Here is a 386-nt window from a genome sequence, read left to right as displayed (position 1 = left end):
AGGTGATAGCAGAAGAAGGTATTCCAGAAACATTACGTGTCAGCACTACGTTTAGCTTAGCGCAATTAGCAATGGCAAACAGTGATTACAATAAGGTAATTGATTTCTTAGCTAAGTGGGATGCAATTAATACCAAGCCTAAAACTGATGCCTATTATGTACTTAAATCACAAGCGTATTATCAGTTAAAAGATTACCAAAAAGGCATTGATAATATTAATTTAGCGATTGCCCAAAGCGATAGCGAAGGCAAACAGCCAAAAGAAAACTGGTTAGTACTGCAACGTGCTATGTATTATTCACTTAATCAAACTGACAATGTTGTTGCTGTACTTGAGCGTATGGTAAAGCTTTATAACAAGCCTGAATACTGGGTGCAACTCGGT

The 386-nt window shown here is 37.0% G+C and carries 1 protein-coding gene; it reads left to right on the top strand.

The window, feature by feature from the left end:
• Positions 1-386 (top strand): tetratricopeptide repeat protein (locus CWC11_RS21300; RefSeq protein ID WP_249330795.1); only part of this gene is annotated, 386 nt, incomplete at both ends.

The sequence above is a fragment of the Pseudoalteromonas sp. S3178 genome (assembly GCF_005886985.1).
Lineage (GTDB): Bacteria > Pseudomonadota > Gammaproteobacteria > Enterobacterales > Alteromonadaceae > Pseudoalteromonas > Pseudoalteromonas carrageenovora.
The sequence above is the reverse complement of the archived record's forward strand: the minus strand, read 5'-3'. Positions and strand labels throughout refer to the sequence as shown.